Annotated in this window: 14 protein-coding genes and 1 pseudogene; 8 read left to right on the forward strand and 7 right to left on the reverse strand. The window is 68.4% G+C overall.

Translation table 11 applies throughout. The features are described from left to right. Window positions 1-112 precede the first annotated feature (112 nt). Complete coding sequence (locus ACWGKS_RS22110) at window positions 113-334, forward strand: heavy-metal-associated domain-containing protein (RefSeq protein WP_452523805.1); 222 nt, start codon at window positions 113-115, stop codon at window positions 332-334. Continuing rightward, window positions 331-2,772, forward strand: a complete 2,442-nt coding sequence (locus ACWGKS_RS22115) for a heavy metal translocating P-type ATPase (RefSeq protein ID WP_452523807.1) — start codon at window positions 331-333, stop codon at window positions 2,770-2,772. The genes ACWGKS_RS22110 and ACWGKS_RS22115 overlap by 4 nt, the downstream gene beginning before the upstream one ends. Before the next feature lie 272 nt (window positions 2,773-3,044). Here the strand turns inward: ACWGKS_RS22115 and ACWGKS_RS22120 are convergent. From ACWGKS_RS22120 to ACWGKS_RS22130, 3 genes and pseudogenes are all read right to left on the reverse strand, one after another. Continuing rightward, window positions 3,045-4,140, reverse strand: a pseudogene (locus tag ACWGKS_RS22120) (ArsO family NAD(P)H-dependent flavin-containing monooxygenase). A gap of 132 nt (window positions 4,141-4,272) precedes the next feature. Continuing rightward, on the reverse strand, window positions 4,273-5,355 hold the full coding sequence (arsB, locus tag ACWGKS_RS22125; RefSeq protein ID WP_452523809.1) for an ACR3 family arsenite efflux transporter: 1,083 nt from the start codon (window positions 5,353-5,355) through the stop codon (window positions 4,273-4,275). Continuing rightward, window positions 5,355-5,639: an ArsR/SmtB family transcription factor gene (locus tag ACWGKS_RS22130; RefSeq protein WP_452523811.1), complete on the reverse strand. Its 285-nt coding sequence runs from the start codon at window positions 5,637-5,639 to the stop codon at window positions 5,355-5,357. Before ACWGKS_RS22130 ends, arsB begins: the two co-directional genes overlap by 1 nt. Before the next feature lie 99 nt (window positions 5,640-5,738). Here ACWGKS_RS22130 and ACWGKS_RS22135 point away from each other — a divergent pair, with 99 nt between their 5' ends. Beyond that, entirely contained in the window at window positions 5,739-6,404 is a 666-nt protein-coding gene (locus ACWGKS_RS22135; protein WP_435107117.1) for an arsenate reductase/protein-tyrosine-phosphatase family protein, read from the forward strand. 11 nt (window positions 6,405-6,415) lie between these two features. Then, the gene (locus tag ACWGKS_RS22140) at window positions 6,416-6,835 is read left to right on the forward strand and encodes an arsenate reductase ArsC (RefSeq protein ID WP_452523814.1); all 420 of its coding nucleotides are present in this window, start codon (window positions 6,416-6,418) and stop codon (window positions 6,833-6,835) included. Between the two features lie 177 nt (window positions 6,836-7,012). On the opposite strand, the gene ACWGKS_RS22145 is transcribed toward ACWGKS_RS22140, so the two are convergent. From ACWGKS_RS22145 to ACWGKS_RS22160, 4 genes are all read right to left on the reverse strand, one after another. Further along, window positions 7,013-7,159: a hypothetical protein gene (locus ACWGKS_RS22145; RefSeq protein WP_452523815.1), complete on the reverse strand. Its 147-nt coding sequence runs from the start codon at window positions 7,157-7,159 to the stop codon at window positions 7,013-7,015. Beyond that, entirely contained in the window at window positions 7,156-7,485 is a 330-nt protein-coding gene (locus tag ACWGKS_RS22150; protein WP_452523817.1) for a methyltransferase family protein, read from the reverse strand. The genes ACWGKS_RS22145 and ACWGKS_RS22150 overlap by 4 nt, the downstream gene beginning before the upstream one ends. A gap of 43 nt (window positions 7,486-7,528) precedes the next feature. After that, window positions 7,529-9,271, reverse strand: a complete 1,743-nt coding sequence (gene murJ / locus ACWGKS_RS22155; protein WP_452523818.1) for a murein biosynthesis integral membrane protein MurJ — start codon at window positions 9,269-9,271, stop codon at window positions 7,529-7,531. A 97-nt stretch (window positions 9,272-9,368) separates the two neighbouring features. Next, window positions 9,369-10,040, reverse strand: coding sequence for a GNAT family N-acetyltransferase (locus tag ACWGKS_RS22160; protein WP_452523820.1), 672 nt, complete (start codon window positions 10,038-10,040; stop codon window positions 9,369-9,371). Window positions 10,041-10,221: 181 nt separating this feature from the next. Between ACWGKS_RS22160 and ACWGKS_RS22165 the strand changes: the two genes are divergently transcribed. From ACWGKS_RS22165 to ACWGKS_RS22180, 4 genes are all read left to right on the forward strand, one after another. Then, a complete protein-coding gene (locus ACWGKS_RS22165) occupies window positions 10,222-11,217 on the forward strand; it encodes an ATP-grasp domain-containing protein (RefSeq protein WP_452523822.1) in 996 nt (331 codons plus the stop codon). 3 nt (window positions 11,218-11,220) lie between these two features. Beyond that, window positions 11,221-12,279 (forward strand): hypothetical protein, encoded by a 1,059-nt coding sequence (locus ACWGKS_RS22170; protein ID WP_452523824.1) that lies wholly within the window; start codon window positions 11,221-11,223, stop codon window positions 12,277-12,279. A 103-nt stretch (window positions 12,280-12,382) separates the two neighbouring features. Next, entirely contained in the window at window positions 12,383-12,739 is a 357-nt protein-coding gene (locus ACWGKS_RS22175) for a BlaI/MecI/CopY family transcriptional regulator (RefSeq protein ID WP_452523825.1), read from the forward strand. Window positions 12,740-12,741: 2 nt separating this feature from the next. Next, window positions 12,742-13,620: a M56 family metallopeptidase gene (locus tag ACWGKS_RS22180; RefSeq protein ID WP_452523827.1), complete on the forward strand. Its 879-nt coding sequence runs from the start codon at window positions 12,742-12,744 to the stop codon at window positions 13,618-13,620. Window positions 13,621-13,682: the final 62 nt, after the last annotated feature.

Here is a 13,682-nt window from a genome sequence, read left to right on the forward strand (position 1 = left end):
CACGACGGTCTCCTTTTTGCGACGCTATCGACCCTTGACCTTGCCCCTCGGGCAAGGTTCTAGCGTATGTGGTGAACGGTAAAACCGCACGTCAACACAGGGAGATGCGCTGATGGAAACCGTGGTGCTGCAGGTGCAGGGAATGTCGTGCTCCGGATGCGCCAGCCGTATCGAGCAGGCGCTCGAACGTGTGGAAGGGGTACGCGCAGTGGCGGCCGATCACGCGAGCGGGCGGGTCGAGATCCGCCTCGACCCCGCCTCGACCGAGCACGGGGGGCTGGTCGAGCGCATCCGCACGGCCGGCTTCGAGGTCGTGAAGGAGTCGCACAGATGAGCACCGTCAACGAGGAGCAGCCGCGGCTGTGGGGCTCCGAGCCCAGCACCGTGCCGGGGCATCGGCGTATCCGGGCCCGGATCGCGGGTCTGCACTGCTCGCTGTGCACCGGCACGATCGAAAAGGCGCTGGGGCGCATGGACGGCGTGGGCACGGTGGCGGTGAGCCTGACCCACGAACAAGCCCTGGTCGACTACGACCCCGAGCTGGTGGATCCGGAGAAGATCCTGTCCACGCTGCGCGATGTGGGCTATGACCTCTACGACCCGCGCAAGCTGCGCCCGTTCGAGGACGAGGAGGCCGACCTGTTCTTTGAGGGCCGTCGGCTGCTGGCGGCCGTGGCCGCTTCTCTCACGGCGATCGGGCTGATCGCCGAGGTCACCGGCATCTGGTCGGTACTGGTCCCCGCCTCGGTGGTCGTGGTGATGGTGCCGCTGTCCTTCGCGCTGCTGCGCCGGGCCGGGACCGCCACGGCGGCCGCTGGAACCGCAGCGATCGTCGCGCCCGGCGTGGCCGCGCTGGGGCTACGCGCCACCGGCGTGCTGGAGGGGCCGGTGATCGGCTGGCTGGCCGCCCTTTTGGCCTTCGCCGTTGTGCTGGGCATCGCCCAGCACATCCTGCGCATGGCCTACCAGTCAGCGCGCCGGGGGATCTTGAATCAGCACGTGCTGCTGGAAGCCGGTGCCTTCGCCGGTATCGCCGGCGGCCTCATCGGGCTGAGCGGCGTACTGCCCGGCTATCCCACGGCGGCGTTCTTCGCCGTGAGCGTGCTGGTGGTCAACTACCACGTCTTCTCCGAATGGCTCTCACTGCTGGTCAAGACCCGCTCCAGCCAGTCCGTGCGGAAACTGCTGGACCTGCAGCCCGACCTGGCCCGCACGGTGACCGCTGAGGGCACCGAGTCCGAGGTTGCCCTCGACCAGGTCGCGGTGGGTGACCTGGTGCGGGTGCGCCCCGGCGAGCGCGTTCCGCTGGACGGGCGCATCGTCTTGGGCCACTCCGCCGTCGACTTCTCCCTGGTGACCGGGGAGCCGGTCCCATCTGAGCGCGGAGAGGGCGAGGAGGTCGTGGGCGGTGCGATCAACACCACCGGCAGCCTGCTCATCGAGGTCACCGCCACCGGGACCGAGGGGTTCCTGGCCCAGGTGGTGCGCCATGTGGAGGACGCCCGCGCCCTCAAACCCGGCATCTTGCACCTGGTCGACAAGGTCCTGCGCGTCTACACCCCCACCGTGCTGACCCTGTCCGCCCTGGCCCTGGTCGGCTGGCTGACGGGCAGTTGGGTCCTGGCCGGGGAAGTGGATGTGCGCCGCGCCGTCTTCGCCTCCTTGAGTGTGCTGGTGATGGGTTACCCGTGCGCGGTCGGGATCGCCGCACCGCTGGCCATCGTGCGCGGCACCGGCGCCGCCGCCGATGCGGGCATCATCATGCGCACCGGGGAAGCCTTCCAGACCCTGCGCCTGGTGCGGCGCATCGCCCTGGACAAGACCGGCACCCTCACCCAGGGCAAGCCCACCGTGCGGGGCATCGAGGCCGTGGGCGATGAACAGGAGTTGCTCATCCTGGCCTCTGGCGCCGAGAACCCTTCGGAGCACCCGCTGGCCCGCGCCGTCGTGGCCGCCGCGACCGAACGCGAACTGGCCGTGCCCGAAGCCGCGGACTTCACCTCGCTGACCGGCTCAGGCGTGCGCGCCACCGTGAACGGCCGCACCGTGGTGGTGGGGCGTCCCGGACTGCTCACCGACAACGGCGTCGACCTCTCCCCACTGGCCCAGCGCATCGAACAGTGGGAGAGTGCCGGGCACACCGTGATCGCCGTGGCCGCCGATACCACCGCTTTGGGTGTGCTCGCGCTCGGTGACGAGCTGCGTCCCGACGCCGCCCAAGCGGTCGCGGCGATGCGCCGCGCCGGGCTGGAGCCGGTGCTGCTCACCGGCGACAACGAGCGCGCCGCGGCCCATATCGCCGACCAGGTCGGGATCGAACGGGTACACGCTGGTGTGCGGCCCGAGGCCAAGGCGACCATCGTGCGCGAGCTGCAACAAGGTGGCGTCCGGGTGGCCATGGTCGGTGAAGGTATCAACGACGCCCCCGCCCTCATGCAGGCCGACGTGGGCATCGCCGCGGGCGGGGGCACCGATATCGCCGTGGAGTCCGCCGACATCGTGCTGCTGCGCGGCGAGGTCTCAGCAGTCCTGCGGGCCCGCGACATCAGCAGGGGCTCCTACGCGCGCACCCGCGCCAACGTCGTGCTGGCCTTCGCCTTCAACGGCATCGGCGTCCCGCTGGCCGCCACCGGGCTCATCAACCCGGTGTGGGCCATGATCGCCATGGCCGCCTCGGTCACCGCCATCTTCGGCAACTCCATCGGCACCCGCCCCAAGCTGCTCATCGACGCTATCAACAGCGTCGGCCGCGCTCAGTCCACCGGCACATGAGAATAGGAAGATGGCTGTCCGAGTCACGCCTTACCGGAAGCAACTGTCGCACATATCGGGGAACCGGACGCTGTTGCGTGCGATGGCGGCCGTGTCTGGTTTGTACCTCCTGCCTGGATGTGGCTCCGCTCCGATCGGCTAGCCCCATCTCATCGGACGGCTGCTGTGGGTCCTGGAGTCCCTACTACGCCGAACCCACCGATATGCCGGGGGTCTACCGCGCCACCGCGCGCGGTGCGCGCGCTCTCCAGTGGCACTGAACACCCTGCACCTCACGCCGTTTCGGGCCGTGCCTCGCTCTCTAGCTCCCGGGTGATCTGAGCGACGGTCGCCTTGGCCGTGCGCGCCGCGCCGATGAGGGTGGCCGAGGCTGACCCGGTCCAGTCCCCGTATCCCAACAGGTGCAGGCAGGGTTCAGCCACCGCTCGGGGCCCTTCCACCGCGACCCGACCCTGCCCGCCCACGATCCCCAGGGATTCGAGGTGGTTCAGAACCGGCCGGAATCCCGTGCACCACAGGATCACGTCAAAGTCCTGGGCGGAGCCGTCCGCCCAGGCCACGCCGGTGCGGGTGAGTCGGTCGAACATCGGCTCGGCCTTGAGTGCACCACGTTCGCGGGCCTCGCGCACACTCGGCACGACCACGATGTCGCCCAGGTCGCCGATGCTCTTGGGTTTCGGGCCTCCCTGGTTGTCTGCCTTCTGGGTTCCGGTGGCGATGGCGAAGAGAGCCCGTCCGTCGACGTCGTCGGGCAGGAACCGGGGCGGTCGTGAGGTAGTCCAGGTGGTCTGTGCGACCGTGGTCAGCTCGGCGAGGATCTGGGCGGCGGAGTTGCCCCCGCCGACGACCACCACGCGCTGCCCAGCGAACTCGCCGGGACGGCGGTAGTCCACGGTGTGGAGTTGCCTGCCCGCGAAGACGTCCCGGCCCGGGATGTCGGGAGTATACGGAGCCCGCCAGGTGCCGGTGGCGCTGATCACCCGCCGGGCAAGCCAGGTGTCCCCGTTGGTCACCAGGCGCAGCCGGTCATCGGCCCGCTCGACCCGTCGCACGCTGGCAGGGCGGTGGACCGGCAGCTCGTAGCGGCGTTCGTACTCGCCCAGGTACCAGGCCACGTGAGAGGCTGAGGGGTATTCTTGGCCCCTCCTCCTCGGGCATCCACCAGCCGGGGAGCATGCTGTGCGAGGCCGGGGAGAACAGGCGCAGGGAGTCCCAGTACTGGGGCCACTCCCCTCCCGGCCCGTCGTGGTCGTCCAGGATGACGAAGTCGGCCTTGGCGCGACGCAGGAAGTACCCGGCGGCCAGTCCGGCCTGTCCGCCGCCGCCGCCGATGACGGCGACGTCGACGAGGCGTTGCTCGGTGTGCATTCCCGTTCCTTCGTGGGTGTTCGGTGCTCCGCAGTGTGCCGGCGATCGTTGCCTGGGCAACGCGCCGTGCACGAAGGAGCAGGGCCCGTGTCGGATCCTTGCGGGACGTGGCCCTGCTCCTGGAGGTGATTCCTACCTGCGTTCGGGTGCGAACCGTTTGCGCCAGGCCAGCGACACGTACACCAGTCCGATGAGCACGGGCACCTCGATCAGCGGGCCCACCACCCCGGCCAGGGCCTGACCCGAGGTGACGCCGAAGGTCGCGATCGCCACCGCGATGGCCAGCTCGAAGTTGTTGCCCGCGGCCGTGAACGCCAGGGTCGTGGTGCGGTCGTAGTCCATCCCGATCGCCTTGCCGAAGGCGAAGGTGCCGAACCACATGATGACGAAGTAGGCCAACAGCGGCACCGCGATGCGCACCACGTCCAGCGGCTGGCTGGTGATCCGATCCCCCTGGAGGGCGAACAGCAGCACGATGGTGAACAGCAGCCCGTACAGCGCCCACGGGCCGATCCTGGGCAGGAAGTTCGTCTCGTAGCGCTCCCGGCCCATCCGCCGCTCACCGACCCGGCGGGTCAGGAACCCCGCGGCCAGCGGGATGCCCAGGAAGATCACCACGTTCAGGGCGATCAGCCACGGTGAGGCGTCCAGACCCCCGGTGTCCAGGCCCAGCCAACCGGGCAGCAGGTCGAGGTAGAACCAGCCCAGCAGGCCGAACACCAGGACCTGGAAGACCGAGTTGAGCGCCACCAGCACGGCGGCGGCCTCGCGGTTGCCGCACGCCAGGTCGTTCCAGATGATCACCATGGCGATGCAGCGGGCGAGACCCACGATGATCAGCCCGGTGCGGTACTCGGGCAGGTCGGCCAAAAAGATCCACGCGAGCGCGAACATCACCGCCGGGCCGACCAACCAGTTGACGACCAGCGAGGAGATGAGCAGGCGCCGGTCGCGGGTGACGGTGTCAAGGCGGTCGTAGCGGACCTTGGCCAGCACGGGGTACATCATGATGAGCAGACCCAGGGCGATGGGCAGCGAGATCCCGCCGACCTCCATCGCGGCCAGGGCCTCGTTCAGTCCCGGGACCACCCGGCCCAGACCCAGCCCGACCGCCATGGCGAGCAGGATCCACACGGCGAGAAACCGATCCAGAAAGGAGAGTTTCGCGACGACGGTCTCATCTGTACCGCTGGTCGTCTTGTCGGTCGAGGTCATCAGCAGGGCCTCCGGTTCTGTGTGGCATCGGTCGCACGGGCCGTGGCGGCCAGGTCCGCCAGGTGGGAGGCCAGAGCTTCCAAGGCTTCCGGACGCAGTTGGTAGTAGGTGAACCGGCCGCACAGCTCGGTCTCCACCACGCCCGCCTCGCGCAGGATCCGCAGGTGGTTGGACAGGTTGGTCTGCCGCGCCCCGGTCTCCTCGATCAGGTGCGTCGTGCACAGGGTCTCGCGGGAGAGCAGGGTGACGATCCTCAGGCGCAGCGGGTCGGACAGCACTCTCATCAAATCAGTTTCTACTGATATCAGCATGGGCTGATACTATCGCATCAGCTAACACTGATGAGTTGGCCAACGGCTACTTTCTCCCAGGGGGTCCAGAGCATGGCCACGCCCGAACCGCAATCACTCCTGCACGAACGCGTCGATGTGGGAGCCGCACGGCTGGCGGCCCGACACAAGGGCAGCTTCTCCACCGAGACCGTGCAGGCGCTCATCATCGACTCCCGCCAGCGCCTTGCCACCACCGCCCGGGTCACCACCCACCTGGACGTCCTCGCCGAGCGTCTGGCCGCGGAACGCCTGGACGCCCTCGCCGCCATGCACAGCGCACCGAGCTCACGACCGGCGCGCGTGCTGTTCGTGTGCGGCCAGAACTCCGGGCGCTCGCAGATCGCCGCCGCCCTCCTGGCTCACCGCGCCACCGGGTCCGTCACCGTCTCCTCCGCGGGGACCTCGCCCGGCGCCGAGGTAGAGCCCCACCTCGCCGAGGTCCTGGCCGAAGTGGGCGCGGACCTGGGGCCCGCCTACCCCAAGCCCCTCACCGAGGAGATCGTCGAGGCGGCCGACGTCGTCGTGACCCTGGGCTGCGGCGATGCCTGCCCGGTCGTTCCGGGGCGGCGCTACCTGGACTGGCCCACACCCGACCCCCAGGGCGCCTCCCTCGCGGAGCTGCGCCAGATTCGCGACGCCATCGACGCCCACATCGCCGACCTCGTGGCCTTCCTGGCCGCGCCGACCTCCCCCTCCATCACAACTGAGCCGAAGTAGAGGAACCACCAATGACCACCCATGACAAGCCGTCCTTGCTGTTCGTCTGCGTCCACAACGCCGGACGCTCCCAGATGGCCGCCGCGTGGCTCCACCACCTCTCCCAAGGCCGGATCGAGGTCCGCTCGGCGGGCTCGGCCCCCGCCCACACCCTCAACCCCGCCGTCGTCGAGGCCATGGCCGAGGTCGGCATCGACATCACCGACCAGAGCCCCAAGATCCTCACCACCGAGGCCGTCGAGGCCTCCGACGTGTGCGTCACCATGGGCTGCGGCGACACCTGCCCGTTCTTCCCCGGCAAGCGCTACCTGGACTGGGAACTCCCCGACCCCGCCGGACAGGGCGTGGAATCCGTGCGCCCCATCCGCGACGACATCAAAAAGCGCGTCGAGGAACTCATCGCGGAGATCAGCCCTCGTCCTGGCCCCTGATTCCCCTACCATCCACAGCCCAAACAAGTGTTCCCTTGCCTCGCCGAGAGCAGGGGAAACTTTCAACGACCGCGTACACGTCCACTGACACCGGTATCGCAACACCGGACGGAGCGATCGGCGTAGGTGGTGTGCGCAAGTTCCCAGCCGAACCGGCATGCCGACGGCCGAGAACGTTCATGGTCTCGGCAACCCCAAGGCGAGGACGCCAACGGTGGCCAGGGCCGCGACGCTGACAGTGAGGATGACGGCCAGCGCGATCCGGCCGACGCGCTCCTCCTTCGGCGTGGGCTCATGGTCGCCGGGGGCGCAACAGCCGCTCACCGGGGCTCCTCCCCGGTGCCGTCCTGGATGACGAGCCGACCGATCCCAGGCCGGAAACGACCGGTGCGTGCAGCGTAACCGGAGCAGGCGGCGCCGTGGATGCGCAGAAGGTAAGGCTCCTCAATGGCGCGGACCTGCACCTGCACGGCGACGACGAAGACAAGCAGGGCCGCAACCGACAGCGCTGAGGGAACAGCGAGTACCTGCCCGAACAGCAGTGCCCCCCTGCCGGTAAAGACCGGGTTGCGCACGGGCGCGAAGACGCCGTGCGTAATCAGCACCGTGCGCTCGCCCTCGTCCGCACCGATGCGCCAGGAGGTACCCATCGCTGCCTGAGAGACGAGGACCACACCCAGACCGAGCGGGTACCTAGGGCGAGTTCGATCTGCGACGTGACACCGCGCGCGTACGGACGGAGCCCAACAGGTCACGCATCTCCGGAATCCTGAACAGGTATCCCAGCAGGAGGTAGAGGACGCCCGCGACCACGCAGCCCACGAGGGGGCCCGCCACGGTCGCAGCGAGTCCCCAAGCCGGATCATCGAACCAGAACACCTGGATCGCCCATGCGACCGCAGCGCCCGGTAGGGCCGTGAGGTAGAGCCTTGCCACCGTCGCGCCGATACGGGAGGCGTCCACGCTACCGAGGCGACGGCTGAGGATGATTCCACCGAAGACCAGACCGTTGACGTAGGAGAGCATGAACCCGCCCGCGATGCCCATGACGACCTGGGACGGGAGAAGCACGAGGTAGGAGATGACGGCGATGGTGCCGTGCACGGCCACGTTGCCGAGGCTGAGCAGGGCTGGAGTCCTGGTGTCGCCGGTGGCGTAGAAGACCCGCAACAGCAGTTGATAGGCGGTGAACGGAATCAGCCCCGCCGCGAACACCGTGAGCACCCCAGCGATGGCCTGTGCGTCCTCGATCGAGGTGCTGCCCCTGGCGAAGACGGCGACGCACAGCGGCGCCGCGTACACCATGAGCGCCAGCGCGAGGGGGACCAGGACCACCGAGGAGCCCCTCAACCCGCGGGAGAAGTCGTCGCGGACCCGCTCCCAGTCGTGGTCGGCCGCGTGGGCGCTCATCCGGGGGAGCAGAACGGTGATCACCGAGACCGCGATGATCGCGTAGGGCAGCTGGAACAGCTGGTAGGCGTAGTTGTAGGCGGTCAGCCCCGCGCCGACTCCGGATCCCTCGGATGCGGCGGTCGCCCCGGCACGGTTGGCGAGGTTGGCGGTGATGAGGAAACCGGTCTGCATCGTGCAGACCAGGAGGAACATCCATCCGGCGGAGCGCAGGGCCTCGCCCAGTCCGGAACCGCGCAGGTCCAGGCGCAGGCGCCACCGGAACCCGGACCTGCGCAGGGCGATCTGGAGGACAAGCGCCTGGAGCACCACTCCGCCTGCCGTCCCCGCCCCGAGCAGGGCGATCTGGCCCTGGGTGATGCTCTCCGGCGTGCGGCCCGGTCCGGCGATCCACAGGAACGCCGCGCCCACACCGATGATCAGCAGGTTGTTGAGCACCGGTGCCCAGGCCGAGGCGGCGAACCTGCCCCGGCTGTTGAGCATCGCGCTGGACAGGCCGCTCACGCCGATAAAGAGGATCTGCACCAGGAGATAGCGCCCGAACAGCACCGCGACCTCGTGCTGTGCCGGGGTGAAGCCGCCCGCGTACAGGCCGACGATCGGCTTGGCCGCGAGCACGGCGAGGGCCGTGGCAATGAGGAGGAAGAGGAGTGCGGCGCTGAACAGGCGCTGTTCGGTGGCCAGTCCCCCGTCGCGGTCGGCTTTGCGGCACCGCACGAGGAAGGGGACGATGACGCTCGCCATCAGCCCCCCGATGAGCAGGTCGTAGGCGATGAAGGACAGGGTGTTGGCCGTGTTGTAGGCGTCACCGAGGAGCTGGGTCCCCAGCGCCGCGGCCAGGACGACGGTGCGCACGAAACCGGTCGCCCGGGAGACCAGGGTCCCGGCGGCCATCAGAGCACCGGACCTGACCAGCCCGGTACCGCCCTCGGTCGCCACCAGGGGGGATGCGGTGACCTGTGCGGGTGTCGTCGCGCGACTCCTGTGGGCCGGTTCGTCTCGGCCGTCGTCACCGTCGGTGGACATGTGCCTCCGTTCTGCGCACCCGGACGTCACGGGGATCCGAGCGTGCTTCGTGTGGTCGGGGGATCGGGGTGAGGACTGCTGCGGAGGAAGTCGGAACTCACAGGTCGAGGGTGAAGGGCGTCCAGGATTTTCCGTCGATGTCGGTCTGCCAAGGGTGCGGTTGCCAGCCCAGGCGCTGGTAGAACCGCTGCGCGGCGTGGTTGTCGTGGCTCGTGTAGAGGCTCAGGCGCTTCACGCCGTGGACTCGGGCGATGCTCGCGAATCCCTTGACCAGTACCGCCCCGACCCCGCCCCGCCGCAGGGTGGAATCCACCACGATGTGGCTGAGCACCCCCGCTCGGACGGTTCCCCGCGGTCCCTCCTGGGAGGTGGTGGCCCGTTCGGGGGCGCGGCGAATGCCCTTGAGGTAGCGCCGGGCCCTGGTGCGCATGAAGCGGGCGGTCAGCTCGGGCCGAAAGAGCAAGGCCGTTACTCCGGCCCGGGCGAGATCCCACCGGCTGAGATCGATCACGTGGCGATGGTGCACCGCCTCGTCCGTGGAACCCACCAGGAAGCCGACCGCCCGGCCCTCGACCTCGGCGACGAGGGCGACGGCTGCGGGGCTGGTGAGAAATGTTCGGTAGTAGCGGCTCAGGAAGCGGTCCCCGAGTTCGACGAAGAAGCCGGTGGGCAGGTTCGTCCGGTGCAGGTGGACCGCGACCGGGACATCGCTGAGCTCCATGACGCGCAGCGACACCGGGGGCGTCCCCGTGGGCGTGGTGGCAGACATGACCTCAATCTACTACACTTGTAATAGTAGACCGATCACGACATCCGAGAAGGGCATGGAGCTACGCCCAATGGGCCTGATGACCGGATTTGGCCAGTTCAGCGCACACCAAATCATCTACCACTAGTGTAGTAGTTGAGGATGGCGTACAGCCAGATACGGCTGGGGAAAGGGCGATCACATGCCAAGCGACAGAGCGAGCATCCTGGTGACCGCGGCGGGGGCCGAGGGCACGGCGGGCAAGATCCTGGGGCTGCGGGACGCGGGGTATCGGGTGGTCGCGGTGGACACCGACCCCGAGGCGACCGGCCTCTACCTCGCCGACCAGGCCTACGTGGTCCCACCGGGGCAGAGTCCCGAGTACGTTCCGGAGATCACACGGATCTGCGCCGCGGAACGGATCCGTGCGATCGTGCCACTGGTCGACGAGGAACTGGTCGCGGTGTGGGCGCTGGCAAAGCTCGGCATCCAGATCCTGCTCCCCCACGCCGACCTCGTGACCCGGTGCCTGGACAAGCTGACCCTCATGGAGTTCCTGGATGAGACCGGGGTGTCCGTACCACGGACGCGCCTGGCCACGCGTGGAACCGAGGATCTCGCCTTCCCCGTGATCGGCAAGCCGCGCCGGGGAAGAGGAAGCCGGGGCGTCTTCCTCGCGCGCCACCCCTCCGAGCTCAAGGAAGCCATGGGCCGAAGTGCTGCTGATCCCGACCAGATCATCGTGCAGGAGTACGTCACCGGACCGGAGTTCTCAGTGTCGGTGGTGGCTTGGCGGGACCGGCGGATCCAGGCGGTCGTTCCCAAGGAAGTGGTCTTCAAGAACGGCTCCTCGCGCTATGCGATCAGCCGACACGACAGCGTCGTCACCGAGGAGTGCGTCAAGGCCGCCCACGCACTCGACGCCGACGGACCCCTCAACGTCCAACTGCGCGTGGACGCATCGGGGACGCCCTACGTGTTCGAGATCAATCCGCGTTTCTCCGGCAGCGCCATACTCACGGCCGCGGCCGGCGTGGACGAGATCGGCGGGCTCCTGGCCCAGGCCCTGGACGATCACCGCTCCGTGGTCCGTGACTCCTGGCATGAGGGTGTGGCCATGATCCGGCACTCCACCGAGACCTTCGTCGCCGAGCCCACGTTCACCGATCGCCACCGATCGCTCGAAAGGAACAGCTAGTTCATGACCCACAAGAGCCCGCCACGTACTTTCCGTCCGGTTCGTGGAACCTTCGCTCCACGTACGTGGCAGGCGCTGGCGGTGTTGGCCACTGGTTCCCTACTGGTCGCCTGCGGTGGCCCCTCCGGCACGGGCTCCTCCCCCGCCGACAACGAACCGGGGGCGCCCGCGCTGCCCTCGGTGTCGGCCTACGACGTCGCCGACGGAGAGCCCGCACCCGGGGTGAAGCGCTCCGCCGTACGCTTCCTGGAGACCGTCTTCAACTACGAGGCAGGAGAGGGCACCGCCGATGCCGCCCGTGAACGGTTGACCGCAGCCGGGCTCAACTCCGAAGCCGTCACCGACGCCGGACTCTTCCCCGGCGACGGCCACGCGGGGGCGGCCCAGGTGCTCTACCCGCAGTTGGGCGGTCTGACCGACGATCAGGCCTCCATCATGGCCGTCACCGAGATCTCCACCCTGCTCGACGACTCCCTGACCTCCGTCACGCGCGTCATCGACCTGAGACTGGACCGCAGGGGGGAAGCCTGGGAGGTGGCTGAGGTCGCCTCTATAGGAAGCGACCCGGCCTCTCCGGAACAGTCGGACCCGACCGGGACACCGGCCCCCGAAAGCGGGAGCGAGCAGGAATGGGTTGCTGTCGAAGGTGTCGCCGCCCAGGTCTTGGATTCGTCGAAGATCGACCTGCCCAGCAGCGCCCGCTGGGACGTGATCGCCGGGGATATCGACGCACGGGTTCTCCAGATGATGCTGGACATCACCGCGGATCACACCATCTCGGTGGCGGTCCTGTCCACCGGCCACCCCGTCAACGTCTTCGACAGCTCCTCGGTGAGCAACCACACCAATGGGCGGGCCGTCGACATCTGGGCCATCGACGGGATCACCGTCGCCGACCTTCGCCAAGAGGGCCCCCAGGGACCCGCGGGTAGGCTGATGGAGATGGCGCTGGCTGAAGGCGCTACGGAGGTCGGCGGGCCGTGGGCTCTGAGCACGACCAACGGGGCGACCTTCACCGACACCGTGCACGAGGACCACCTGCACATCGGCTTCAAGCAGTGAGGTCCGCACACCGGCTCGCAGAAGGTGTGGCCCCTCGGGTCAACGGAACGCCTGCGGGAGGTACCGGGTTTGCTACGAGAACAAGGAAAAGTTCGAGGATGAGATGTCACGAAGAAGGCTCGGACAGCTAGAGGCCGAGGTGTTGGCGGTGCTCGCGGGGGCCGAGGGCTACCTCTCCGCTGGAGAGCTGCGGGAGATGTTGGAGAGCACCCCCGCCTACACCACGGTCAACACCGTCCTGTTCCGTCTCCTGGACAAGAAGATGGTCGAGCGCTCCCAACAGGGCAGGGCCTTCTTCTACCGGCTGCTCGTCGACGAGTCCGAACTGGCCGCCGGGCGCATGTTCGACCACCTGCGCGTCGCCAGCGATCCCTCCAACGTCCTCAACCAGTTCGTCCACGGGCTCAGCGCTTCGGAGGAGGAGGCACTCCGAACGCTCCTGAACCGACAACAGGAGTAGCCGTGACTTGGCCAACCTTCATCCCCGCAGTCGTCCTGATGGTGTTGAGCCTGGTTCTCGGATGGCGCCCGCTGCCGATCCATCCGTCCTGGGCCTCACGGATCCTGGTGATCTCAGCGGTCACCACTGCCCTGGCCGTCCTGAGCACCACGCTCCTGGTGGCTGCGGTCTTCTTCGCGGGTCTGCTGCCTACGGGTTCGGTCCTGTCCTCGGGGAAGGGCAGGCTCCTCCTCGACCACGGGCCCGTCCCCACCCACTTCGGGTTGATGGCCCTGGGCTTGGTGGTCATCGGTCTCTTCGGGGTCAGTCGCCTGGGCGCCCGCTGGTGGAGGGACATACGCACGGTACGCACCGACGTCACCAGCATCACTGGCCAGGAACGACCCATCGCCATGGCGGTACCCGGGCACCACGGCGGCGTGCTGGTATCCAAGGGGCTCCTGCGCGTCCTCTCACGAGAGCAACTCCAGGTGGTCTTCCGTCACGAGCACTCCCACCTGCGGCACAACCACCACGTGTACACCACGCTGGGCGCCCTCGCCGCAGCGGTCTTCCCTCCGTTGAGGACGCTCAACCAGTCGCTGCGCTTCGCGCTGGAGCGCTGGGCCGACGAGGACGCCGCCACGGCGACGGGTGATCGTGAACTGGTCGCCCACACCATCGCCCAGGTAGCTCTGGCCAACCCGCGCCCCCGAGTCGGCTGGCACCTGGCGCTCGCGGACTCCCACGTCCTGGAACGGGTCCGGGCCCTGCTCGGTGACGCCCCTTCGAGCAACCGTGTGGCAGGTCCGGCGTTGTTGGGCAGTACGGGTGTGGCGTCCAGCGGCATCGCGTCCAGTTGCCTTCAGCTTCACCACCTCTACGCGCTCCTGCTGATCTGAGCCAAGATTCTTTGGCGGTTTCCGTCCCCGCAACGGGCGGGCAGCGGGACGAGGGCCTACTG

The organism is Nocardiopsis sp. NPDC055879, from assembly GCF_053615935.1.